Consider the following 23,285-nt stretch of genomic DNA (forward strand, 5'->3'; position numbering starts at 1 on the left):
CATTCGGGCAAACACGTACAAGCGCTACCAAGCACGACTAAGCCTGCACTTACTTACTAAGTAGAGACTTACTGGACGATCTTCGATGCCGGTGCAATCATGCGGCGCAACACGCCAGTTCCCGTTCGAAGGAGCGTCAAGCGATGCAGGGCGACCCCGAGGTCATCGAGTTCCTCAATGAGCAGCTGACCGCCGAGCTCACGGCGATCAACCAGTACTTCCTGCACGCGAAGCTGCAGGACCACAAGGGCTGGACCAAGCTCGCGAAGTACACGCGCGCGGAGTCCTTCGACGAGATGCGCCACGCGGAGGTGCTCACCGACCGCATCCTGCTCCTGGACGGCTTGCCGAACTACCAGCGGCTCTTCCACGTGCGGGTCGGCCAGAGCGTGACCGAGATGCTCCAGGCCGACCGGGAGGTCGAGGTCGAGGCGATCGACCGGCTGCGCCGCGGCATCGAGGTGATGCGGGCCAAGAACGACATCACGTCGGCCAACGTCTTCGAGGCGATCCTCGCCGACGAGGAGCACCACATCGACTATCTGGAGACGCAGCTCGACCTGATCGAGAAGCTGGGCGAGTCGCTCTACCTGTCGACGGTCATCGAGCAGGTCCAGCCGGACCCGTCCGGCCCCGGCTCGTTGTAGTCGAACCGCTCGCCGCAGTCGGACCGCTCGCCGCAGCCGGACCGCTCACCGCGGCTAGGCCGCTTCCGGGAACTCCGCGAGGACCGGTTCACCCTGGTCGGCCAGTTGCCGGCGGGGGCAAGAGCCGCGGCCGAGCAGCGCCTGGATGCGCCGTACGCAGCCGCCGCAGTCGGTGCCGGCCTTGCAGGCGGAGGCGATCTGCCGGGGCGTGCAGGCGCCGGCTTCCGCGTGGCCCTTCACCTGTTCCTCGGTGACACCGAAGCAGCTGCAGACGAACACGCGGTTCACCTCCCGAGCGGGGTACAAGGTCGTGCCGTACCGACGGCGAACGGAAGGCCCGACTGATCGGTGAGGCAAACCTAACCTTACCCATCACGCAAGGTCGGCAAAAGTGGAGGGGGCGCGGATCGTGTGTGACCCGCGCCCCATTCACCGACCCCAGCGGGGGCCGACCGTCACTGGTCCCGGTACATCTCCGCCACCAGGAACGCCAGGTCGAGCGACTGGCTGCGGTTGAGCCGCGGGTCGCAGGCCGTCTCGTAGCGCTGGTGCAGGTCGTCGACGAAGATCTCGTCGCCGCCGCCCACACACTCGGTGACGTCGTCGCCGGTCAGCTCCACGTGGATGCCGCCCGGGTGGGTCCCCAGCGACTTGTGGACCTCGAAGAAGCCCTTGACCTCGTCGAGCACGTCGTCGAAGCGGCGGGTCTTGTGGCCGGAGGCCGCCTCGTAGGTGTTGCCGTGCATCGGATCGGTGATCCAGGCGACGGTCGCGCCGGACGCGGTGACCTTCTCCACCAGCTCGGGGAGCTTGTCGCGGATCTTGTCCGCGCCCATGCGGACGATGAAGGTCAGCCGGCCGGGCTCACGCTCCGGGTCCAGGCGCTCGATGTACTGCAGCGCCTCCTCGGCCGTCGTCGTCGGGCCGAGCTTGATGCCGATCGGGTTGCGGATCCGCGAGGCGAACTCGATGTGCGCGTGGTCCAGCTGCCGGGTGCGCTCACCGATCCACACCATGTGCCCAGAGACGTCGTACAGCTGCCCGGTGCGCGAGTCGACGCGGGTGAGCGCCGACTCGTAGTCGAGCAGCAGCGCCTCGTGCGAGGAGAAGAACTCGACGGTCTTGAACTCCTCCGGGTCCGTGCCGCAGGCGTGCATGAAGTTCAGCGCCTGGTCGATCTCCCGGGCGAGCTGCTCGTAGCGCTGGCCGGAGGGCGAGGACTTCACGAAGTCCTGGTTCCAGGCGTGCACCTGGCGCAGGTCGGCGTAGCCGCCGGTGGTGAAGGCGCGCACCAGGTTCAGCGTGGACGCCGACGCGTGGTACATGCGCTTGAGCCGCTCGGGGTCCGGGATCCGGGCCGCTTCGGTGAAGTCGAAGCCGTTGACGGAGTCGCCGCGGTAGGTCGGCAGCGTCACGCCGTCGCGGGTCTCGGTCGGCTTGGAGCGCGGCTTGGAGTACTGGCCGGCGATCCGGCCGACCTTCACCACGGGCACGGAGGCGGCGTACGTGAGGACGGCGCCCATCTGGAGGAGGGTCTTGAGCTTCGCCTTGATGTGCTCGGCGGATACCGCGTCGAACGACTCGGCGCAGTCGCCGCCCTGGAGGACGAACGCCTCTCCCCGGGCGACCGCGGCCATGCGAGCACGCAGCTGGTCGCACTCTCCGGCGAACACGAGGGGCGGATACGATTCGAGCTCGGCGATCACATCGCGCAGAGCCTCGGCATCCGGGTACTCGGGCTGCTGCGCCGCGGGCAGGCTTCGCCAAGTCGCCTGAGCGGCGACGCTTCGGGAATCAGCGTTCACGGTCACGCGCTCAACAGTACGCGGTCGGTCATGGCGTCCATGACCACGCCCAGTCCGTGAGACGGGCGTACCCCGTCGGCGGGGTACGCCCGTCAGCCCCGCGGGTGCGGGGAGCAAGGGGAGCAAACAGCGCCCATCTGCAGCAGCGTCGGGCCATCCCCGCTCATGCGGGGAGCACTACGGGAACAACGACGAAGTGGCGCTCCGGGACACGGCCCGATGGTGTAGCGTCCGTGCCATGTTCGCGCACTCGACCCAGACCTGGTGGTGGACCGCTCATCCGGCGGCCCACTGACTGCGCGTAACGAAAGACTTCGCGAAGGCCGCCCGAGGGGCGGCCTTCGGTGTTTTCGCGACCGGGCCGTTCCCTCCCACCGAGAGTCTCGACGAGAGACCGAGAGGGACACGGACCCATGACACCGATCGCCCCCATGACACCGCTCGACGGCCTCCTGGCCGGCCCCCGCCCGTTCGCCCTGCTCCGCCGCCGCACTCCGGGCCGTGACCACGACACCGTGGAACTGCTGCTCGGCCCGGTGACGGAGCACGACAGACTCGCCGACCTGCCCGACGAAGGGCTGGCGCTCGTCCCCTTCCGGCAGATCCGCGAGCGCGGCTTCGACGTCCGCGACGACGGCACGCCGCTGCTGGTGCTGACCCCCGAGGAGCGGTACGACATCCCGCTCGCCGAGGCCCTCGCAGCCCTCCCCGCGCACGACGTCCGCGTCGAGGGCGGCGGCTTCGACGTGGACGACGAGAAGTACGCGGAGATCGTCGGGCGTGTGCTGGACGAGGAGATCGGGGGCGGCGAGGGCGCCAACTTCGTGATCCGGCGGACGTACGAGGGGCGGGTCCCGGGGTTCGGGAGGGCCGACGCGCTGGCGCTGTTCCGGCGGCTGCTGGAGGGCGAGCGGGGCGCGTACTGGACGTTCGTGGTGCACAGCGGGGACCGCACCCTGGTCGGGGCCAGCCCCGAGGTGCACGTGCGGATGTTCGGCGGGACGGTCGTCATGAACCCGATCAGCGGGACGTACCGCTACCCCGCCGAGGGACCGACCCCCGAGCACCTGCTCCGCTTCCTGGCCGACGGCAAGGAGATCGAGGAGTTGTCGATGGTGGTCGACGAGGAACTCAAGATGATGTGCACCGTCGGCGACATGGGCGGCGTGGTCGTCGGGCCGCGGCTGAAGGAGATGGCGCACCTCGCGCACACCGAGTACGAACTGCGCGGCCGCTCCTCACTGGACGTGCGTGAGGTGCTGAAGGAGACGATGTTCGCGGCGACGGTCACCGGCTCGCCGGTGCAGAACGCCTGCCGGGTCATCGAGAGGCACGAGGTCGGCGGGCGCGGGTACTACGCGGGGGCGCTGGCGCTGCTGGGCCGGGATTCGGGCGGTGCCCAGACCCTCGACTCCCCCATCCTCATCCGCACCGCCGACATCGACGCCGCCGGGCGGCTGCGGGTGCCGGTCGGCGCCACGCTGGTGCGGGGCTCGGACCCGGCGGGCGAGGTCGCGGAGACCCACGCCAAGGCGGCCGGGGTGCTGGCGGCGCTGGGCGTACGTCCGTCCCGGCCGCGTGCGGAGGCCGGTCGGCCGAACCTGGCCGACGATCCGCGCGTGCGGGCGGCGCTGGACGGGCGCCGGGCCTCGCTGGCGCCGTTCTGGCTGCGGATGCAGGAGCCGTCGGACGCGTTGGAGGGCCACGCCCTGGTCGTCGACGCGGAGGACACCTTCACGGCGATGCTCGCGCACGTGCTGCGCTCGTCGGGGCTCACCGTGAGTGTGCGGCGGTACGACGAGCCGGGGCTGCGCGAGGCGGTGCTCGGGCACGAGGGCCCGGTGGTGCTGGGGCCCGGCCCCGGCGACCCCTGCGACCCGGCGGATCCCAAGATGCGCTTCCTGCGCGCCCTGACCGCCGAAGTGATCCGGGAGAACCGGCACGGCGTCCTCGGCGTCTGCCTCGGGCACGAGCTGATCGCGGCGGAGCTGGGGCTGGACATCGTCCGCAAGGAGGTGCCGTACCAGGGGGCACAGACCGAGATCGACCTGTTCGGGCGGCGCGAGACCGTCGGTTTCTACAACAGCTTCACCGCGCGCTGCGACGACGGGACCGCCGCGGAGCTGGCCGCGCACGGGGTGGAGGTCAGCCGCGCCGACAGCGGCGAGGTGCACGCGCTGCGCGCCGCAAGGTTTGCGTCGGTGCAGTTCCATCCCGAGTCGGTATTGACGTTGAACGGTCAGGCAATCATCGCGACGCTGATGGCCGAACCACTGATCCGACGGCCGTGACCTTTGCCCGCATGCCGTTGTTGTCATGACGGATTGCTCCCCGGCTTCCGGGGATGGACCTTGCACACCCGCCAAGCCGGGCCCACGCAGTGCTTGCTCCCCGCACTCGCGGGGATAAATCCGTCAGCTGCGCGGCACGAGCACGTTCTCCGAGCGGCGGCCCTCCCGGTAGTCGAGGACGTTGCGCGCCGTGGCGTCGACGATCTGGCCGACGGCGTCCTCGGTGTAGTACGCCTGGTGCGAGGTCACCAGGACGTTCGGGAAGGTGACGAGGCGGGCCAGGGTGTCGTCGGTGATGGCCTCCAGGGACTTGTCGAGGAAGAACAGGCCCGCCTCCGCCTCGTGCACGTCCAGGCCGACGCCGCTGAAGCGCCCGGCGCGCAGCTCGCCGACGAGGGCGGCGCTGTCGATCAGGCCGCCGCGGCTGGAGTTGACCAGGATGGCGTCGTCCCGCATCGACTTCAGAGCGGCCGCGTCGATCAGGTGCCGGGTCTCGGCCACCAGCGGAAGGTGCAGGGTGACCAGGTCGGAGTGGGCGAGCAGCTCGTCCTTGGGGACGTAGCGCATGCCCAGCTCCATGCAGGCGGGGTTCTCGGCGACGTCCCAGCCGAGCAGCCGCATGCCGAAGCCGTGGGCGATCCGGGCGAAGGCCTCGCCGATCTTGCCGGTGCCGAGTACGCCCACGGTGCGGCCGTGCAGGTCCCGGCCCATCAGGCCGTGCAGGCGGAAGTCGAAGTCCCGGGTGCGGGTGGAGGCGCGCACGATCCGCCGGTTGACGGCCATCGCGAGGGCCCAGGCGAACTCGGCGACCGAGTACGGGGAGTAGTACGACACCCGGGCGACGGTCATGCCGAGCCGCCCCGCTGTGTCGAGGTCGATGTTGTTGAAGCCGGTGGAGCGCTGGGCCACCATCCGGGTGCCGCCGGCCGCGAGGATCTCCAGGACGCCCGCGCCGAGGTCGGCGTTGACGGAGGTGGAGACGATCTCGTGGCCGGCCGCGATGGGGGCGGTGTCCTCGTTGAGGAAGACGTCGAGGCAGCGGACCTCGTCCTGGCCGAGGAAGGCCCGCTCGATCAGGGGCTTCTCGTCGGCCTGGACGCCGAAGGCCAGGATCTCCATGACCGCTCCCGTTCTGCTGGGCTCCGGGCTCCCGCTGGGCTCCCGGGCCGAATATACGGCGCCGCGCCCGGAGCCGCCGGTCAGCGGTCAGCGGTCAGCGGTCAGCGGTCAGCGGTCAGCCGAAGAAGACCCCGACCTCCTCGTACAGTTCCGGGTCGACCGTCTTCAGCCGGGCCGTGGCGTCCGCGATCGGGACGCGGACGATGTCCGTGCCGCGCAGGGCGACCATCTTGCCGAAGTCGCCGTCGCGGACGCAGTCGACGGCGTGCAGACCGAACCGGGTGGCGAGCCAGCGGTCGAAGGCGCTGGGGGTGCCGCCGCGCTGGACGTGGCCGAGGACGGTGGTCCGGGCCTCCTTGCCGGTGCGTTTCTCGATCTCCTTCGCCAGCCACTCGCCCACCCCGGACAGCCGGACGTGCCCGTAGGAGTCCAGCGACTGGTCCTTGAGCACCATGTCGCCGTCGCGCGGCATCGCCCCCTCGGCGACGACGACGATCGGGGCGTACGAGGCCCGGAACCGCGAGGTCACCCAGGCGCAGACCTGCTCGGTGTCGAAGCGCTGCTCGGGGATGAGGATGACGTTGGCGCCGCCGGCCAGGCCGGAGTGCAGCGCGATCCAGCCCGCGTGCCGGCCCATGACCTCGACGACCAGCACGCGCATGTGGGACTCGGCGGTGGTGTGCAGCCGGTCGATGGCCTCGGTGGCGATGCCGACGGCCGTGTCGAAGCCGAAGGTGTAGTCGGTGGCGGACAGGTCGTTGTCGATCGTCTTGGGCACGCCGACGCACGGCACGCCGTACTCGTCCGCGAGGCGGGTGGCGACACCCAGGGTGTCCTCGCCGCCGATGGTGATGAGCGCCTCGACGTCGAGCTTCGCGAGGTTCTCCTTGATGCGCCGGATGCCGTGCTCGTGCTGGAGCGGATTGGTGCGCGAGGAGCCGAGGATGGTGCCGCCGCGGGGCAGGATGCCGCGGACGGCCGGGATGTCGAGGCGGACGGTGTCGCCCTCCAGCGGACCGCGCCAGCCGTCCCGGAAGCCGGTGAACTCGTAGCCGTACTCCTGTACGCCCTTGCGGACGACGGCCCGGATGACGGCGTTGAGCCCGGGGCAGTCGCCGCCTCCGGTCAGTACTCCGACCTTCATCACGTAACCCCTTTGCCACGGTGGGTGGTTGGGGCCACTGTCCCGCGAGGGGTCAGGCGTCGTCCAGACCGCGTTCTATCGCGTACCGCACCAGCTCCACCCGGTTGTGCAGCTGGAGCTTGCCCAGGGTGTTCTGGACGTGGTTCTGCACGGTGCGGTGGGAGATGACGAGGCGTTCGGCGATCTGCTTGTAACTCAGCCCCTTGGCGACCAGGCGCAGCACCTCGGTCTCCCGGTCGGTGAGCCGGGGCGCCCCGGGCTCGCCGGTCTCCGCGGCCGGGGCCGGTTCGGAGGCGAGGCGGCGGTACTCGCCGAGGACCAGGCCGGCCAGTCCCGGGGTGAAGACCGGGTCGCCGAGTGCCGTGCGGCGCACCGCGTCCTGCAACTCCTCGGTGGAGGCCGATTTCAGCAGGTATCCGGTCGCGCCGGACTTCACCGCCTCCAGCACGTCGGCGTGCTCGCCGCTCGCGGAGAGCACGAGGACGCGCAGCTTCGGGTCGGCGCCGACGACCTCCTTGCAGACCTGGACGCCGGGCTTGCCGGGCAGGTTGAGGTCGAGCACGAGGACGTCGGGCGCGGCGGCCCGGGCCCGGCGCACGGCCTGGTCGCCGTCGCCTGCGGTGGCGACCACGTCGAAGCCGGACTCGGCCAGGTCCCGGGCGACGGCGTCGCGCCACATGGGGTGGTCGTCGACCACCATGACCTTGATCGGTTCCTGTCGCTCGGTCATCGGTCTGCCGCCTTCCCCCGCGCGGTGGTGCTGGTTTCCTGAGCTGCCTTGAGTGTCTTGGGTGCCTTCAGTTCGACCTCGGTGCCCTGACCGGGCACCGAGACCAGCTCGGCCGTGCCGCCGAGCTCGCGCAGCCGGCCCCGGATCGACAGGGCCACGCCGAGGCGCCCCTCGCCCTCGGCCTCGGCGAGCCGCCCCTCCGGGATGCCGGGGCCCTCGTCGCGGACGGTGACGATCACCTCGTCCGGCTCGTCCTCGACCAGGATCCACGCGCGCGCCTGCTCACCGACGTGCTTGCGGACGTTGTCCAGGGCGGCACCCACGGCGGCCGCGATCTCCCGGGCCGCGAGGGGGGCCAGCAGGACCGGCGCGCCGGGCTCGGCGAGGTTGACGAGGGAGCCGGCGTACGGGGCGAGCAGGGCGCGCAGATCGACGGGACCGTCGGGATCGTCCCGCTCCGGTTCCTCCACCGCGCGTACGAGGGCGCCCTCGGCGGCGTCCTCCGACACCCGGGAGACGGGCACCAGGCCGCCGGAGACCAACGTGCGCAGCGCCACCTCCTGCTCACCGGCCATCCGGCCCAGCTCGGCCGCCTCGCCGCCGATGACGGCGCCGCGCCGCTGCACCATCGCCAGCACCTGGAGCACGCTGTCGTGGATGTCCCGGGCGAGCCGTTCCCGCTCCCTGGTCGCCGCCTCGATCTCCAGGGCGCGGGCGAGGGTGCGCTCGGAGGCGCGGGCGACCTCGACGACGTAGCCGATGGCGATGGAGGCGACCCAGACGAGGATGACGTTGTGGACGGTGTCGCGGGCGGGGCTGCCGCGTTCGACCAGGTTGGCGACGGCGACGAGGGTGGAGGCGACGGCCGCCCAGCGCCAGCCGCCCTTGATGGCGAAGGCCAGGACGGACCCGGCGGTCCATATCGACGGCAGGGTCGGGCCGCCGTCCATGACCCGTTCGTGGGCGTCGGCGAACGGCGTGAGCAGGATGCCGGTCAGCGCGATGGTGAGGTCGGCGGTGAGGAACCGCTTGGTGCAGCTGGCCGCGCCCGCGACCTTGGGCAGGGTCGCCAGGGTCCAGACGAAGAGAACGGCGTAGTAGGCGACGGCGAGCCAGGGGCGGGCGAAGCCGGAGTAGGCGGTCGTGAAGAACCCGATCGCGTACAGCATGGTGAGCACGCGGTAGCCGGCGAGCGCGCGCCACAGCGGCTGCTCGACCGACATCCTCATGACTTTCTCGCGCCTGGCCATGTCCCCCCGTCCCCGGCCCGTACGGCCCTCCGCCTGTCCCCCGGCCGCTACCGGTCGTCGGCGGTCCGGTCCTGCTCGGCCGCCGCCTTCTCCTTGGCGGTCTGTTCCTTCTCCGCCTGGGCGAGCGCGGCCTTCGCGGCCTTGCCCGCCTCCTTCTCGGCCTTCGCCGCCTCCGCGAGCTGCCGCTTCATGGCGGTCGCGTACATGTCGACGTACTCCTGGCCGGAGAGCTTCATGATCTCGTACATGACCTCGTCGGTCACCGCGCGGAGTACGAAGCGGTCGTGCTCCATGCCCTGGTAGCGGGTGAAGTCCAGGGGCTTGCCGATGCGGATGCCGGGCCGCATCAGCTTCGGCATCACCTGGCCGGGCGGCTGGATCTTCTCGGTGTCGATCATGGCGACCGGGACGACGGGCGCGCCGGTGGCGAGCGCCACGCGCGCGAGGCCGCCCGGCTTGCCCCGGTAGAGCCGGCCGTCCGGGGAGCGCGTGCCCTCGGGGTAGATGCCGAACAGCTCGCCCCGCTCCAGTACCTCTATGCCGCTCTTGATGGCGGCCTCGCCCGCGCCGCGTGCCCCGGAGCGGTCCACGGGCAGCTGGCCGACCCCCTTGAAGAAGGCGGCGGTCAGCCTGCCCTTGACTCCGGGGGTGTTGAAGTACTCGGCCTTGGCGATGAAGGTCACCTTGCGGTCGAGGACGGCCGGCAGGAAGAACGAGTCGGAGAACGACAGGTGGTTGCTCGCCAGAATGGCGGGGCCGTCGGCCGGGATGTGCTCCAGACCTTCCACCCAGGGCCGGAAGGCGAGCTTCAGCGACCCTCCGATGGTGAGCTTCATCGTGCCGTACAACACCCCAGTGCCTCCCGTGTCCGTGGGTCCGACCTTATCCCGGGGCACCGTCAATGGCCCCGACGGCCCTGGTCGGTGTCAGTGCGGTCGCGTACGGTGAAGTACCCGCAAGTACCGCACACGCGTCTATCGCACCCGACGGTCCGGCTGTGCCGGCCCCCTGACGACAGGAGACCGAGACGTGCCGGTCCTGCCCGGAGCCGAGCCGTTCCGCCAAGAGGGCGGTGAGGTCGGCGTCCTCCTCTGCCACGGCTTCACCGGTTCCCCGCAGTCGCTGCGCCCCTGGGCCCAGTACCTCGCCGCGCGCGATCTGACCGTGGCGCTGCCGCTGCTGCCCGGGCACGGCACGCGCTGGCAGGACATGCAGATCACCGGCTGGCAGGACTGGTACGCGGAGGTGGACCGCGAGCTGCGTGCGCTGCGGGAGCGTTGCGCGCGCGTCTTCGTGGCCGGCCTGTCCATGGGCGGCGCGCTGGCCCTGCGGCTCGCCGCCAAGCACGGGGACGCGGTGTCGGGCGTCATGGTCGTCAACCCGGCGAACCGGATGCACGGCGTGGCCCAGCACGCCCTTCCCGTGGTGCGCCATCTGCTGCCCGCGACGAAGGGCATCGCCAGCGACATCGCCAAGCCGCTCGGTTCGGAGCTGGGGTACGACAAGGTGCCGCTGCACGCGGCGCACTCGCTGCGTACGTTCTTCCGTCTCGCCGACGGCGATCTGCCGCAGGTGACCCAGCCGCTGCTGTTGCTGCGCAGTCCGCAGGACCATGTGGTGCCGCCGGCCGACTCGGCGCGCATCCTCGGCCGGGTGTCGTCGACGGACGTCACGGAGATCCTGCTGGAACAGAGCTACCACGTGGCGACGTTGGACCACGATGCGGACCGGATCTTCGCGGAGAGCGTCGCGTTCATCGGCCGGCTCGCGCCCGGTTCCGTCGGGGAGCCGGAGCCCGGTCTCGGCAAGGAAGGGACGGCCGCAGGTGGCTGAGCACGACTCCGACCGCGAGGACCGCGAGGAGCGCGAGGAGCGGGACCTGGAACGGGAGCGGGAGCACCGCGAGGGACCCGAGCGCGCGGCGGACCGCGCGCCCGAGGAGCAGGGCGTGCCCATCGACGAGGACGCCGCCTGGGCCGCGATCGTCGCCGGGTACGGGGACGAGCCGCCGGACCCGCCGGGCGCGAAGCCGTTCAAGTCGGTGGAGGACCTGGCGCTCCTGGAGCCGGAGACCAACGACGACAAACCCGAGGCGGACCGCCCCGCGGCGGACCGGCCGGCCTCGGCCCGGCCCCTGGGCGGCTCCGTGGCGTTCGCCCCGGGTGTCGGCCCGCGCGACCACACCCTGGCCGAGCCCTCGGACGAAGAGCTCGGCGAGGACGGTGACATCGGCGAGGACGACGAGGGCCACTTCGTACCGCCCGAGCCGCCCCCGCTTCCCGAGGGCGACACCACCGCGAAGTTCGCCTGGCTGGGCGTGCTCGGCGGCCCCGTGCTGCTCCTGCTGGCGGTGGTGCTCGGCTGGGACATGACCTGGTGGCTGCAGACCCTCAGCATCGGCGGCTTCCTCGGCGGCTTCGCCACCCTGGTCATGCGGATGCGGACGGACGACGAGGACGACGACGATCCGGGGCGGGGCGCGGTGGTCTAAGGATATCGACCGGCGGGGTCGTGCACGCGGCTTGTCAGCTCGCGGACGCGGCGGGTACGCGGAGGGCGGTCAGGACCGGGAGGTGGTCCGTGGCCGCCCTCAGGTCGTCCTCGGCCACCCCGGGGAGCCCGAGCGGCACCCCGCAGCCCAGGACCTCGATGCCCTCCGTGACGAAGACCGCGTCGATACGGCGGTCGGGGCCGGTGGCGGAGAAGGTGTACTCGCTGCCCCAGGGCTCGGCGGTCCAGCAGTCCCGCAGACCGTCGCCGAGCCGCCGGAAGGTGCGGCCGCCGGGGCGCTCGTTCAGGTCGCCGCCCGCCACGGCGTGCGGCACGCCCAGGCCGGCGAGCCGGTCGAGGAGCAGGCCGGCCTGCTCGTACCGCTCCTCCGCCTCCAGTGACAGGTGGCAGCTCAGGACGCCGAGGCGGGCCCCGCCGATCCGGACCACGGCGGTGGCGAGGCCGCGGCGGTGCCGGCCGGGGGTGAGCGGGAGCAGCACGTCCTCGGTGCGCTCCACGGTGGCGCGCAGCGAGCACAGCAGCGCGGGCCCGGCGGCGGTGCCGCCCCCGGAGAGGAGGACCAGCCCGGACGCGTCGGCGAGGCGGGTGAGCTTCTTGCGCCAGCGGAAGAACCGGGGAGCCTCCTGGAGGAGGACGAGGTCGGGGGCGCAGGCCGTGATCACGCGGGCGAGGGCGTCGGTGTCGTCGCGCATCGAGCGGATGTTGTAGCTGAGGACCCGGATGACGGCGGAACCGTCGGGTTCGGTGCGGGAGTTGGGGAGCGGCTGGAGGGACGTTGCCATGCGGTCAATTTACGGGACCTGGTGGTCGGACGCCCAACAGCTCGGGGCGCGAGGTTCGTGGGCGACTGCCGGTAGTGCGTGGCTTGTCGCGCCCGCGGGGCGGAGCCCCAAATGGACTCCGCCTCGCGCCCCTTCAGGGACGTGCGAGCGCCGTACGCCTACATGATCGGGTCGGGTTCCCTTGCCAGGTCCGCGGCGCCTACCAGGCCGGCCTTGTTGCCGAGCTGGGCGGCGACCACGTCGGCGACCGGGCGCCAGTTGCCGCCGACCAGCCACCGCTTGTACGACTTGCGGATCGGGTCGAGGACCAGGTCGCCCTCGTCGGAGAGGCCGCCGCCGACGATGAAGGCGGACGGGTCGAAGAGGGAGGCCAGGTCGGCGAGGCCGGCGCCGGCCCAGCGGGCCAGCTCGCGGTAGGAGTCGACGGCGACCGGGCAGCCCTGGCGGGCGGCGACCGAGATGTGCTTGCCCTCGATGCCGTCGGGGGTGCCGTCGCCGAGCGCGAGCAGCACCTCGGCGCGCTCGGGGGTGGCGTTGGCGCGCTGCTTGGCGTAGCGCACGAGGGCGCGGCCGGAGGCGTACTGCTCCCAGCAGCCCTGCGAGCCGCAGCCGCACAGCAGACCGTCCGGCACCATGCGGATGTGGCCGAACTCGGCGGCCACGCCGAAGTGGCCGCGGCGCAGCTTGTTGCCGATGATGATGCCGCCGCCGAGGCCGGTGCCGAGGGTGATGCAGATGACGTTGCGGTGGCCCTTGCCGCCACCGAACTTGTACTCGCCCCAGGCCGCGGCGTTGGCGTCGTTCTCCACGACGACCGGGAGGCCGACGCGGGCCTCGACCTTTTCCTTGAGCGGCTCCTGGCGCCAGTCGATGTTGGGCGCGAAGTAGACCGTGGAGCGCTGCCGGTTGACGTATCCGGCGGCGCCGATGCCGACGCCGACGATCTCGTGTCCCACGCGTGCGCCTTCCACCGCGGAGGCGATGGCGTCCACGATGGCCTCGGGCGTGGTGGGGGTCGGCACCTTGTGGGTCGAGAGGATGTTGCCTTCCTCGTCGACCACACCGGCCGCGATCTTCGTGCCGCCGATGTCGACGCCGATGGTGAGTCCCATGAATCCCTCAGTTCGGTCGAGCCCCGCTATGGCCAACCGTACCCGAGGGCGGTGTCAGTCCAAGTCGATGCGCTGGCCCGGGCCGGTGCCCTCGTCGCCGTCGTCGCGTCCGGTGTCGCTCGCGTCGTCACGCGGTTCGTCCAGGTCGCGGGGGTCTCGGGGGTCGTCCCCCGAGGTTCCGGCGGTCCAGCGGCGCTCCTGGTTCTGGACGGCGGAGCGGTAGGCGGCGAGGAGTTCGCCGCCGGCGGCCGCGAGGTGGTCGAAGAGGTCCGGATTGCGCTCGATGACCGGTTCGACGGCGGCCTTGGCCTGCTGGACGACCTGCCGGACCACCTGCTGGGCGGCCGGTCCGGCGACCTGGCCGAGCAGCGGGGACTGGAGGCCGGACAGCTTGTCCGCGACGGTGTCGACGAGCCGGCGCAGCTCCTCGGCGGCCGAGCCGGGCGGCGGCCCGTACTCGGCCCGGCGGCGGGCCTTCTCCGCCTCCAGGTCCTCGGCGCACGCCGTCGCCCAGGCGTCGGCGTCGGCCGGTCGTGTTTCGCCGACCCCGTCGACCGCGTCGGCCTCGTCGCGGCGGGGGGCCTCGGACGGGGGGAGCTCTTCGCTCATGACGGACTCCTGACTACGGTTCGTCCTTACGACGTTACCCGAACGGATGCGGCGCGTTCAGCGGCTCCGCGGCCACAGCCTCGGGTCCGGCGCGAACCGGACGGCGAGCGTGCCCTCCCGCAGGGCGGCCCCGTCGACCGTGCAGCGGCGCAGCGCGGACGGCAGCGGCACGATCCGGCGGAACGGCCCGGCGGTGACGACCAGTTCGTCACCGCGGCGGACCAGGTCGAGTTCGTCGCGTGCGGCGCCGGGCAGCGGGATGTTCCAGACCAGCACGCCGTCCTCGGCCAGCCGGTCGGTGACGGGCCACTCGACCGGGGGGACGTCCCCGTTGACGCCCGGCGCGTCGAGCGCCGCCAGGTCGTCCCCGCCGCGCGGGTCCCGTCCGAGGTGGGCGACGGTGCGGACGTCGTACGCACCCTGCCACTCCTCCAGCGCCTTGCGCTGCTGGGTGAGGGGGCCGGTGAGCCAGCTGTCCGCCGGGGTGTCCTCGGGCAGGACGCGGTTGGCGACCAACAGGTCGGTGCGCAGGCCCCGCAGGGCGAGGCCGAGGGTGGCGGAGCGGACGGCGTCCACGCCGGCCGGGCCCGGCTCGGCAACCAGCCGGACGATGGTGTTCCGGTCGGCGACGACGGCCTCGGCGGCGGCGAGCTCCAGGTCCCAGCGGGCGGCGGCCTCGTAGAGAGCCTCGGCGGGCATGGGGACGCCGGCGAGCCGGCCGAGGACGGGGCGCAGGGCACGGGCCGCCTGCCGCTCGGGCGGGAGGAGACGGCGCAGGTAGCGGCGTAGTTCCTCGGGCAGGGCGAGCAGCGCGAGGGCGCGCGGCGCGGGCGGGAGGTCGACGACGAGGAGTTCGTGGTGGTCAGGGCCCTCGGCGAGGGCGGCGTCGCGCAGGGCACGCAGCAGGGCGAGTTCGTCGGCGCCGGGCAGGGGGGTGAGTTCCTCGGGGTCGAGGCGGCCGGCGCCGAGGAGGTCGAGCGCGGAGGCGGCGCGGTCCTGGAGGGCGGCGAGGCCGTCCCGGAACCCCTTCGCGGCGTCGGGCCGCCAGGCGGTGAGGCGGGGTTCGACGGTGATCGGTGCGGGTCCGCCGGTGGGCATCCCGAGCACGGCGCCGAGGGTGTCGTCGCGGTCGGCGCCGAGGAGGAGGGTGCGGGTGCCCTGCCGGGCGGCGGCGAGCGCGGTGGCGGCGGCGACGGTGGTACGGCCGCTGCCGCCGGGGCCCGTGATCAGGATGGTGCGCATGGGGGTGAACGGTACCGGTGCCTCGGCGGCGCCGGGTGCGGGTGCCGGGGGGTGTGCGGCCCGGCGTTGCGGGTGCCCGGGGCGCGGGGCACCGTACGGCACGGCGCGGCCCGGCGCTGCGGGGTGCCTCCCCCACTCTCGGCTTCGCTCGAGCGGGAGGTGCCCCCAACCGCCCACCCGTGCCGCCCCAAGCGGCACGACTGCCCGCAGCTGCGCGGGCGGCTACTTCGGTCCCGACTCCACGCGCTTCTTCAGGCCTGCCAAGGCTCGGTCGATGATGACCTTTTCCGCCTTGCGCTTGATCATGCCGAGCATCGGGATCTTGACGTCGACCGTGAGCCGGTAGGTGACCTCCGTGCCCGTGCCGGCCGGGCGGAGCAGGTAGGAGCCGTCCAGGGAGCGCAGCATCTGGGACTTCACCAGCGTCCAGGACACCTCGTGCTCGCCGGTCCAGGTGTATCCCAGCGTCTGGTCGTCCTTGATCGCCCCGGCGTCCATGACGAGTCGGACCTGCTCGGCACGCCCCTGCGCGTCGGTCGCGAGGACCTCCGCCTCCTTCACCTCACCGGTCCAGTCCGGGTAGCGGGCGAAGTCGGCGATCACCGCCATGACGTCGGCCGGTGCCGCCTCGATCGTGATGCTCGAGCTGGTGTGTTCCGCCATCGCTGTGGCTCCTCCAGATGCGGGCCGGTACTGAGGGTCGTCGTGCGCCGGGTCGTCGTGTGCCCGTGGCGCGCACGTGTGTGCCGCGTGAAGGCTATCGCGCACGGGCAGCGCGAATGTCACCACCTACCTGCGCAAGTCCGGCCACCGCGACGCCCCCGGCTCACCACTCCAGCGCCCACGGCCGCCCCGTCGACGCGAAGTGCCCGACGTTCACGCACTCGGTGGCCCCGATCCGCATCCGGCGCGCCAGCGGCTGGTGCACGTGCCCGAACAGGGCGTACCGGGGACGGGTGCGGCGGATGGCGTCCAGCAGCGCGCGGCTGCCCCGCTCGAAGCGCCGCGCCACCGTGTCGTAGACCAGCTCCGGCACCTGGGGCGGGATGTGCGTGCAGAGCACGTCCACCTCGCCGACGGCCTCGATCTTCGCGGCGTACTCCTCGTCGCCGATCTCGTACGGCGTGCGCATCGGGGTGCGCAGGCCGCCGCCGACGAAGCCGAAGACCCGGCCGCCGATCTCCACCCGCTCGCCGTCGAGCACGGTGGTGCCGGGGCCGGCGTACTCGCGCCACAGAGGCGGCATGTCGACGTTGCCGTAGGTGGCGTACGTCGGGGTGGGGAAGGCGGCGAACAGCTCGGCGTACTGCTTGCGCACCGCCCCCTCGATCAGCTCGCGCCGGTCCCCGCCGACGCCGGCCCACAGCCGCGCCCCGAACTCGTGCGCCTCGGCGAAGCGGCGGGCGGTGCGCAGCTCGACGATGCGGTCGGCGTTCGCGGCGCCGAACAGGTCGGGGAAGATGCCGCGCGTGTGGTCGGCGTAGTCGAGGAAGAGGACCAGGTCACCGAGGCAGATCAGGGCGTCGGCGCCGTCGCCGGCCCTGGCCAGGTCGCGGGCGTTGCCATGGACGTCGCTGACCACATGGACGCGCGTCCTTCTGTTACCGGGCGGTGTGGGTGCCATGACGATCAAGCGTAAGCAGCGCGTGCCTCTTGTGAACAGTGGCGGTGGGACCTGCGGTTACTGGCTGGTCGGTTGATCCGTCGACTACTGTGCGCAAAGGAAACCCCATCCGTGTGACGCAGCGAACATCTCGCGGGGACCCCCTGTCGGAGAAGGCATACCGGCGGGTAACGTCCGGGCAGTCCAGTCGTGCTCTGGTTTTCAACATGTGAATCGACATGTGAATCGACATGTGATCCAACATGTGATCAGCATTGATCAGCATGTGATCTCCCGAGCACTTGCCCGAGCCTTGGACCGCACCGTCGCATCGCACAACGTCGTGGCGCCGGCGCCTTATGAGGAGCAGCAGTCTTGCGCGAGTTCAGCCTTCCGGCTTTGTACGAGGTCCCTGCGGACGGAAATCTGACCGACATCGTCCGCAGAAACGCCGCGCAGCACCCGGACGTCGCCGTCATCTCCCGCAAGGTGGCCGGCGCGTGGCAGGACGTGACCGCCCGCGACTTCCTCGCCGAGGTGCAGGCCGCCGCCAAGGGCATCATCGCCTCCGGTGTCCAGCCGGGCGACCGGGTCGGCCTGATGTCCCGTACGCGCTACGAGTGGACCCTGCTGGACTTCGCGATCTGGTGCGCGGGCGCGATCACCGTGCCGGTGTACGAGACCAGCTCGCCCGAGCAGGTGCAGTGGATCCTCAGCGACTCGGGCGCCACGGCGTGCGTGGTGGAGTCGGCCGGGCACGCCGCCGCCGTCGAGTCGGTGCGCGAGCAACTGCCCGCCCTCAAGCACGTCTGGCAGATCGACGCCGGCGCCGTGGAGGAGCTGGGGCGCCTGGGCCAGGACGTCACGGACCAGGCCGTCGAGGAGCGCGGCTCGATCGCGAAGGCCGACGACCCGGCGACCATCGTCTACACCTCCGGCACCACCGGCCGCCCCAAGGGCTGCGTGCTCACCCACCGCAGCTTCTTCGCCGAGTGCGGGAACGTGGTGGAGCGGCTGCGGCCGCTCTTCCGCACCGGTGAGTGCTCGGTCCTCCTCTTCCTCCCGCTCGCCCACGTCTTCGGCCGCCTGGTCCAGGTCGCGCCGATGATCGCGCCGATCAAGCTGGGCTGCGTCCCCGACATCAAGAACCTCACCGACGAGCTGGCCGCGTTCCGGCCCACGCTGATCCTCGGTGTGCCGCGCGTCTTCGAGAAGGTCTACAACTCGGCGCGCGCCAAGGCGCAGGCCGACGGCAAGGGCAAGATCTTCGACAAGGCCGCGGACACGGCGATCGCGTACAGCAAGGCGCTGGACACGGCGTCCGGTCCGTCCCTCGGTCTGAAGATCAAGCACAAGGTCTTCGACAAGCTCGTCTACAGCAAGCTCCGTACGGTCCTCGGCGGACGCGGCGAGTACGCCATCTCCGGCGGCGCCCCGCTCGGCGAACGCCTCGGTCACTTCTTCCGCGGCATCGGCTTCACGGTCCTGGAGGGCTACGGCCTGACCGAGTCCTGCGCGGCCACCGCCTTCAACCCCTGGGACCGGCAGAAGATCGGCACGGTCGGCCAGCCGCTGCCCGGCTCCGTGGTGCGCATCGCGGACGACGGGGAAGTGCTGCTGCACGGCGAGCACCTGTTCAAGGAGTACTGGAACAACCCGGGCGCCACCGCCGAGGCGCTGGCCGACGGCTGGTTCCACACCGGCGACATCGGCACCCTCGACGAGGACGGCTATCTGCGGATCACCGGCCGAAAGAAGGAGATCATCGTCACCGCCGGCGGCAAGAACGTCGCCCCGGCCGTCATAGAGGACCGCATCCGCGCGCACGCGCTGGTCGCGGAGTGCATGGTGGTCGGCGACGGGCGGCCGTTCGTGGGCGCGCTGGTCACCATCGACGAGGAGTTCCTCGGCCGCTGGTGCGCGGACCACGGCAAGCCGGCCGGTTCGACGGCGATCTCGCTGCGGGACGACGCGGATCTGCTCGCCGCGATCCAGGATGCGATCGACGACGGCAACGCTGCCGTCTCCAAGGCGGAGTCGGTGCGGAAGTTCCGGGTGTTGGGGGCTCAGTTCACGGAGGACTCAGGGCACTTGACGCCGTCGCTGAAGCTGAAGCGGAGTGTCGTGGCGAAGGACTACGTGGACGAGATCGAGGCGATCTACTCCAAGTAGGGGCGCCTATGGGGGTGCCCCCTTGTCGCCGTGGGCGGGTGCGGGTGCATCGTGGTTCCTCGCGCAGTTCCCCGCGCCCCTGACGGCGCTGCCCTAAAGGAGTGTTTTCAAGTTCTCCGCCAGCAGGTCCCAGCGCCACTTCTCCTCGACCCAGGCGCGGCCGCGCTCGCCCATGCGGTGGCGTAGTTCCGGGTCGGCGAGGAGGGTGACGATGCGGTCGGCGGCCTGTTCCTCGTCGCCGCCGCGCACCACCCAGCCGGTCTCCCCGTCGAGTACGGCGTCGGGAGCCCCGCCGGAGTCGCCCGCGACCACGGGCAGGCCGGTCGCGGAGGCCTCCAGGTAGACGATGCCGAGACCCTCGACGTCCAGGCCGTTACGGCGGGTCCGGCACGGCATGGCGAAGACGTCGCCGGCGCCGTAGTGCGCGGGCAGCTCGGACCAGGGGACGGCGCCGGTGAAGTGGACGGAAGCGGCGACGCCGGTGTCGGCGGCGAGGCGGCGCAGGTCCTTCTCGTAGGGGCCGCCGCCGACGATCAGCAGTACGGCGTCGGGCTCGGCGGCGAGGATGCGGGGCATCGCCCGGATCAGGGTGTCCTGGCCCTTGCGGGGGACCAGCCGCGATACGCACACCACGACCGGCCGCTCGGTCAGCCCGAGCCGGGCCCGCACCTCCTCGCCGCCGCTGCCCGGATGGAACGTCTTCTCGTCGACGCCGGGCGGCAGCTGCACCATCCGCGCGGCGGCGTCCGGGGTGAGCGCGCCCGCGATCCGGGAGCGCGTGTACTCGCCGAGGTAGGTGATCGTGTCCGTCGACTCCCCGATCCGGCGCAGCAGTTGCCGGGCGGCGGGCAGCTGGGCCCACCCGGCCTCGTGGCCGTGGGTGGTGGCGACGAGCCGCTCGGCCCCCGCCTTCCGCAGCGCCGGCGCCATCAGCCCGAGGGGCGCCGCCGCCCCGAACCACACCGACGTGCACCCGTGCTCGCGCAGCAGCCCGACGGCCCGCCGGGTCGCGCCCGGCGTCGGCAGCAGCATCGTCGTACGGTCCCGTACGACGGTGAAGGGCTGCTCGGCGTCGAAGGCGGCGGTGGCCTCGGTGCCCTCCCGGCCGCGCTTCCAGGTGGAGGCGTAGACGACGAGCCGCTCGGGGTCCAGCCGCAGCGCCATGTTGTGCAGGAAGGCCTGGATGCCGCCCGGGCGGGGCGGGAAGTCGTTCGTCACGATCAAGGTCTTGCGCATCGCCGCCGACCCTACCGAACCCGCAGCGCGGCGCGGGGCCCGGCGCCTCCGGTGGCACACGCACAGGTGTCCGGGTCATCATGGCCGCGAAACACGGCACGCGGACGGGCAGGGAGCACGTGGAGACGACGGACGCGAGGCGGCCCGCGGCGTGGCTGCTGACGGCCTGGGGCGCCACGCGGCTGGTGCTGCTGCTGTTGGTGCTGAAGGTGCTGGTCTTCCCCGGTCCGGACGTCACCAGCGACGTGTCCGTCATCTATCGGGACTGGTACGAGGTCCTGCGCACCGGAACGTTTCCGCTGGACGACGTCACCTGGCAGTACCCGCCCGCGGCGGCCTTCGCGATCCTCTCCCCCGCGCTGCTGCCCTTCCTGGAGTACGCGACGGCCTTCTTCGTCCTGGCCTGCGCCGTGGACCTGGCCGTCCTCGCCCTGCTGTGGCACGCGAGCCGGGGCTCCGGGCGCTCGTCGCGCGGTGCGTGGGTGTGGGTGGCGGGCGTTCCGCTGCTCGGTCCGACGGTGTACGCCCGCTACGACGTGATGGTCACCGCCGTCGCGGTGGCGGCGCTGCTCGCCGCCGGCCGGCATCCACGCGTGGCGGGGGCCCTGGCGGCGCTCGGGGCGCTGCTGAAGGTGTGGCCGGCGCTGGTGCTCCTCGGGATGCGCGGGCGGGCGTCGTGGGCCGCCGCGGCGCTGAGCGGGGCGGGGCTTGCGGCGCTGTTCGCCGCGACGATGCCCGGGGCGTTCGCGTTCCTGACGTTCCAGCGCGACCGGGGCACCGAGGTCGAGTCACTGGGCTCGCTGGTCTTCCACGTCGCCCGGCACTTCGGCTGGGACGGCGAGGTGCTGCTCAACTACGGCTCGGTCGAGTTCCTCGGCCCGTACGTGGGCGCGGTGAGCACGGTCGCCCTCGCACTGACCGCGCTGGCGTTCGGCTGGCTGCTGCTGTGGCGGCTGGCTGCCACGCGCTTCGCGGCGCACACGGCGGCGGACGCGGCCTTCGTGGCGGTGCTGATGTTCACGGTCACGAGCCGGGTGATCAGTCCGCAGTACATGGTGTGGCTGATCGGCCTCGCCGCGGTCTGCCGGTGCTTCCGGGCGAGCCGCATGCGGGTACCGGTCGCCCTGGTGCTGGCGGCGAGCCTGGTGACGGTGCTGGAGTTCCCGGTCTACTTCGCGTACGTCGTCGCCAGCGATCCGCTCGGCATCGCGCTCCTGGCCGTCCGCAACGGCCTGCTGGTGGCCGCCGCCCTCGTCGCGGCCCGCGCCCTGTGGCGCGACACGCTGCCACGCGGCAGATTCGCCCCGACGCCGTCCTCCCCGGCCGCCCGCACCAGCGAGGCACCGGCCTCGCCGTGATCCGCGCTGCGTCGCCGGAGCAACCTCGCCACCACTGCGCGTCGCCTCGGCCGGGCCGGCGCTGGGGGTGCCGTTCGGATCAGGTCGGCTCCGAGGGAGGGCGCCCTGCAGCGCCCGCGACCCCGGCAAGAGCCGAACCGACGCCCGTCAGGCCCGCGCCCGGCAGTCGAGCGCACCCGGGCGGCGCCCAGGCGGCCGCACTCCGCCGTCGGCAGCGGACGGCAACGGACGGCATCCGGCGACACGGGTGAGACCGCGGGTGACCACCACGCCCGCTGCACTCCAGATCGACCGGTACCGGCGCCTCCGCCCCACCACCGCCCGCGCCCAGTGCTCGCCGACCGTCCAGTGCCCGCCGACCGGCGGCACCCCCTCTCCCCGCCCCGGCCCCCGGCCCCCAGCCCCCAGCCCCCGCAAGGAACAACCCCAGACTCAGTCGAACGCCGCCCGCAGATACTCCCGCCACCGTGCCGTGAACTCCTCCGGCGTCACCGCGAGCACCTCGTTCATCGCGTCCTCGACCGCCCCCGCGCGCTTCTCGTGCGCGCCCACCGCGCGGTAGAAGGCGTCCAGGCGGTCCTCGCCCCACTGGTCGGCGATCATGCGGCAGGCCAGCCAGCCGCCCTCGTAGGCGCGGGCCAGTTCGTCCGCGTCGGCGGTGAAGCCGAAGTCCTCGTCGGTCGGGAGACTCGCGGGCACGCGGCCCTCGGCGACCGCGCCGGCCATCTCGGGGGCGGCATCGGCGGGGGCGCGGTCGCCGTCGCGGTAGCCGACCCAGTCCGCGTAACCCTCGGACAACCACAGCGGGGTGGCGGCGGTGGTGTCGGCGCGGGTGGCGACGTGGGTGGTCTCGTGGGTGAGTACGACCTGCTTGCCGAGGGTGCCGAGCAGCCCGTACGCGTCGGGATTGACGATGATCCGGTCCGCCGGCGCCTGCTCCCGGCCGCCCGTCTCGCCGGTGGTGACCGCCGCGATGCCCCGGTAGGAGGAGGCGGGCGAGCCGAGCAGGCCCGCCATCCCCTCCAGCGACTTCGGCACCAGTACGACGACCCGGCGGGCCCAGTCGCCTTCCCAGGCGTCCGACACGGCCGGCACCGCCCGGTCGGCGAGGTCCGCGTAGCCGCGCAGCGCCCCGGTGGACTGCCCGACGCCGAGCACGAGGCTGTGCGTCCCCCGGACGACCTCGACCGCGCCCTGGTCCCACGGCTGCTGGCCGGACTGCTTCGCGGGCCGGTCGGAGTCGACGGACCACCGCCCGTCCGCACCGTCCCGGCTCAGCCGCACGGTGCGGCCGGTGGTGACGGGGCCCCGGTCGTGGCCCTCGATGCGGTAGCGCAGCTCGACGTCGGCGGTGGCGGTGTCGCCGGTGCGGTCCACGCCGGTCACGCGGTACGACCAGGCGGCCAGCGGTACCTCGCCCAGGTTGTCGAAGCCGGCCCCGGTGCCCGTGCGCGTGTAGGCGGCCCGGTCGTGGTCGAGGACGGCTTCCGCACGCCGGTCCAGTACCCGCTGCACCTCGGCCGGGACGGGGTCGGCGGCGGCCCGGCCGCCGCAGGACACGAGGGAGACGAGCAGCAGGCACAGCGCCACCACCGAGGAACCCGACACCCGCCTTCGACCAGCCACCTCCCGATCGTACGGGCGGCCGGCCGAAGGAGGCAGCGGGCGGCGGCA

General features: G+C 72.3%; 22 protein-coding genes. 7 read left to right on the forward strand and 15 right to left on the reverse strand.

What is annotated here, in order from left to right; translation table 11 throughout:
• The first annotated feature begins 143 nt into the window (after window positions 1-143).
• Window positions 144-647, forward strand: a complete 504-nt coding sequence (gene bfr / locus ACFCZF_RS27350; protein WP_375916578.1) for a bacterioferritin — start codon at window positions 144-146, stop codon at window positions 645-647.
• 54 nt (window positions 648-701) lie between these two features.
• Here the strand turns inward: bfr and ACFCZF_RS27355 are convergent, their stop codons facing one another.
• Window positions 702-935 (reverse strand): bacterioferritin-associated ferredoxin, encoded by a 234-nt coding sequence (locus tag ACFCZF_RS27355; protein WP_376673882.1) that lies wholly within the window; start codon window positions 933-935, stop codon window positions 702-704.
• A 167-nt stretch (window positions 936-1,102) separates the two neighbouring features.
• Window positions 1,103-2,458 (reverse strand): class II 3-deoxy-7-phosphoheptulonate synthase, encoded by a 1,356-nt coding sequence (locus ACFCZF_RS27360; protein ID WP_376673883.1) that lies wholly within the window; start codon window positions 2,456-2,458, stop codon window positions 1,103-1,105.
• Window positions 2,459-2,690: 232 nt separating this feature from the next.
• On the opposite strand from ACFCZF_RS27360, the gene ACFCZF_RS27365 reads away from it, so the two are divergent.
• Together ACFCZF_RS27365 and ACFCZF_RS27370 are read left to right on the forward strand one after the other, a co-directional pair.
• Complete coding sequence (locus ACFCZF_RS27365) at window positions 2,691-2,747, forward strand: trp operon leader peptide (RefSeq protein ID WP_073723848.1); 57 nt, start codon at window positions 2,691-2,693, stop codon at window positions 2,745-2,747.
• A gap of 136 nt (window positions 2,748-2,883) precedes the next feature.
• Window positions 2,884-4,743 carry an anthranilate synthase family protein gene (locus ACFCZF_RS27370; protein WP_376673913.1) on the forward strand — a complete coding sequence of 620 codons (1,860 nt, stop codon included), beginning with the start codon at window positions 2,884-2,886 and terminating at the stop codon, window positions 4,741-4,743.
• Between the two features lie 123 nt (window positions 4,744-4,866).
• Here the strand turns inward: ACFCZF_RS27370 and ACFCZF_RS27375 are convergent, their stop codons facing one another.
• From ACFCZF_RS27375 to ACFCZF_RS27395, 5 genes are all read right to left on the reverse strand, one after another.
• Window positions 4,867-5,862 carry a 2-hydroxyacid dehydrogenase gene (locus ACFCZF_RS27375; protein ID WP_376673884.1) on the reverse strand — a complete coding sequence of 332 codons (996 nt, stop codon included), beginning with the start codon at window positions 5,860-5,862 and terminating at the stop codon, window positions 4,867-4,869.
• A gap of 115 nt (window positions 5,863-5,977) precedes the next feature.
• Window positions 5,978-7,006, reverse strand: a complete 1,029-nt coding sequence (locus ACFCZF_RS27380) for a 6-phosphofructokinase (RefSeq protein WP_376673885.1) — start codon at window positions 7,004-7,006, stop codon at window positions 5,978-5,980.
• 52 nt (window positions 7,007-7,058) lie between these two features.
• Window positions 7,059-7,736, reverse strand: a complete 678-nt coding sequence (locus tag ACFCZF_RS27385; protein ID WP_210958937.1) for a response regulator transcription factor — start codon at window positions 7,734-7,736, stop codon at window positions 7,059-7,061.
• On the reverse strand, window positions 7,733-8,986 hold the full coding sequence (gene macS / locus ACFCZF_RS27390; RefSeq protein WP_375916592.1) for a MacS family sensor histidine kinase: 1,254 nt from the start codon (window positions 8,984-8,986) through the stop codon (window positions 7,733-7,735). Before macS ends, ACFCZF_RS27385 begins: the two co-directional genes overlap by 4 nt.
• Before the next feature lie 47 nt (window positions 8,987-9,033).
• Window positions 9,034-9,822: a lysophospholipid acyltransferase family protein gene (locus tag ACFCZF_RS27395; protein WP_375916594.1), complete on the reverse strand. Its 789-nt coding sequence runs from the start codon at window positions 9,820-9,822 to the stop codon at window positions 9,034-9,036.
• A gap of 193 nt (window positions 9,823-10,015) precedes the next feature.
• On the opposite strand from ACFCZF_RS27395, the gene ACFCZF_RS27400 reads away from it, so the two are divergent.
• Window positions 10,016-10,819 carry an alpha/beta hydrolase gene (locus ACFCZF_RS27400; protein WP_376673886.1) on the forward strand — a complete coding sequence of 268 codons (804 nt, stop codon included), beginning with the start codon at window positions 10,016-10,018 and terminating at the stop codon, window positions 10,817-10,819.
• Complete coding sequence (locus ACFCZF_RS27405; RefSeq protein WP_375916600.1) at window positions 10,812-11,477, forward strand: hypothetical protein; 666 nt, start codon at window positions 10,812-10,814, stop codon at window positions 11,475-11,477. The genes ACFCZF_RS27400 and ACFCZF_RS27405 overlap by 8 nt, the downstream gene beginning before the upstream one ends.
• 34 nt (window positions 11,478-11,511) lie before the next feature.
• Here ACFCZF_RS27405 and ACFCZF_RS27410 read toward each other — a convergent pair whose 3' ends face one another.
• The 6 genes from ACFCZF_RS27410 to ACFCZF_RS27435 form a co-directional block, all read right to left on the reverse strand.
• Window positions 11,512-12,279, reverse strand: coding sequence for an endonuclease/exonuclease/phosphatase family protein (locus ACFCZF_RS27410; RefSeq protein WP_376673887.1), 768 nt, complete (start codon window positions 12,277-12,279; stop codon window positions 11,512-11,514).
• A gap of 158 nt (window positions 12,280-12,437) precedes the next feature.
• Entirely contained in the window at window positions 12,438-13,391 is a 954-nt protein-coding gene (locus ACFCZF_RS27415; protein WP_031035803.1) for an ROK family glucokinase, read from the reverse strand.
• 54 nt (window positions 13,392-13,445) lie between these two features.
• Complete coding sequence (locus ACFCZF_RS27420) at window positions 13,446-14,000, reverse strand: DUF5304 domain-containing protein (RefSeq protein ID WP_376673888.1); 555 nt, start codon at window positions 13,998-14,000, stop codon at window positions 13,446-13,448.
• A 57-nt stretch (window positions 14,001-14,057) separates the two neighbouring features.
• On the reverse strand, window positions 14,058-15,242 hold the full coding sequence (locus ACFCZF_RS27425; protein WP_376673889.1) for an ArsA family ATPase: 1,185 nt from the start codon (window positions 15,240-15,242) through the stop codon (window positions 14,058-14,060).
• Window positions 15,243-15,464: 222 nt separating this feature from the next.
• Entirely contained in the window at window positions 15,465-15,905 is a 441-nt protein-coding gene (locus ACFCZF_RS27430) for an SRPBCC family protein (RefSeq protein ID WP_165287446.1), read from the reverse strand.
• Window positions 15,906-16,068: 163 nt separating this feature from the next.
• The gene (locus ACFCZF_RS27435; protein ID WP_376673890.1) at window positions 16,069-16,866 is read right to left on the reverse strand and encodes a metallophosphoesterase; all 798 of its coding nucleotides are present in this window, start codon (window positions 16,864-16,866) and stop codon (window positions 16,069-16,071) included.
• A 354-nt stretch (window positions 16,867-17,220) separates the two neighbouring features.
• On the opposite strand from ACFCZF_RS27435, the gene ACFCZF_RS27440 reads away from it, so the two are divergent.
• Complete coding sequence (locus ACFCZF_RS27440) at window positions 17,221-19,017, forward strand: AMP-dependent synthetase/ligase (RefSeq protein WP_376673891.1); 1,797 nt, start codon at window positions 17,221-17,223, stop codon at window positions 19,015-19,017.
• Window positions 19,018-19,110: 93 nt separating this feature from the next.
• On the opposite strand, the gene ACFCZF_RS27445 is transcribed toward ACFCZF_RS27440, so the two are convergent.
• Entirely contained in the window at window positions 19,111-20,253 is a 1,143-nt protein-coding gene (locus ACFCZF_RS27445) for a glycosyltransferase family 4 protein (RefSeq protein WP_376673892.1), read from the reverse strand.
• A gap of 119 nt (window positions 20,254-20,372) precedes the next feature.
• Here ACFCZF_RS27445 and ACFCZF_RS27450 point away from each other — a divergent pair, with 119 nt between their 5' ends.
• Window positions 20,373-21,611, forward strand: coding sequence for a glycosyltransferase 87 family protein (locus ACFCZF_RS27450; protein WP_376673914.1), 1,239 nt, complete (start codon window positions 20,373-20,375; stop codon window positions 21,609-21,611).
• Between the two features lie 432 nt (window positions 21,612-22,043).
• On the opposite strand, the gene ACFCZF_RS27455 is transcribed toward ACFCZF_RS27450, so the two are convergent.
• On the reverse strand, window positions 22,044-23,237 hold the full coding sequence (locus ACFCZF_RS27455; protein ID WP_376673893.1) for a hypothetical protein: 1,194 nt from the start codon (window positions 23,235-23,237) through the stop codon (window positions 22,044-22,046).
• Window positions 23,238-23,285: the final 48 nt, after the last annotated feature.

The sequence above is a fragment of the Streptomyces sp. NPDC056296 genome (assembly GCF_042268605.1).
Classification (GTDB): domain Bacteria; phylum Actinomycetota; class Actinomycetes; order Streptomycetales; family Streptomycetaceae; genus Streptomyces.